This window comes from Alcanivorax sp. HI0007 (genome assembly GCF_001635525.1).
In the GTDB taxonomy this organism is placed as follows: Bacteria; Pseudomonadota; Gammaproteobacteria; order Pseudomonadales; family Alcanivoracaceae; genus Alcanivorax.
The window spans coordinates 1-384 of record NZ_LWEJ01000184.1 but is presented as its reverse complement, the minus strand read 5'-3'; the positions used below and the strand labels follow the sequence as shown (position 1 = coordinate 384).

1 pseudogene is annotated in these 384 nt (G+C 43.8%); it reads right to left on the bottom strand.

Annotated elements, in window-relative coordinates:
* Window positions 1–87: 87 nt before the first annotated feature.
* Window positions 88–384, bottom strand: a pseudogene (locus A3714_RS10065) (hypothetical protein); the annotation flags it as partial.

Genomic DNA, 384 nt, shown 5'->3' with positions numbered 1-384 from the left:
ATCATACTTCAATAAGTTTGAGGAGATGATAAAACGGGCAGATTCGCTGCCCGTTCTAGTCAGCGACTGGGTCTTATTGAAGTATGATCAAAGCTCCGCTATTTGCTGTAGGGCATCTTCATAAGCAAATAGTGTGTCGAAGTTTTCGTTGTAAATTAGGTAGAGGGCGGACTGTATGTTCTCGTGTGGCGTTTCTTCGATGGTATCTTTGAATATGTTGGTATGATGCATGCTTCCGGAAAGCACCATGAAGCTTTCGTCCTCCATTACCACCCAGTCAATGGTTTCAAAGGCCCTGGCTCCTTTGTATTTCTCAAGAGTCTCCTGAGCCAGAGAGAGGGAGTCCTGGTTTTCTTTTTCAATCATCGAGATCTGGTTTTTTAT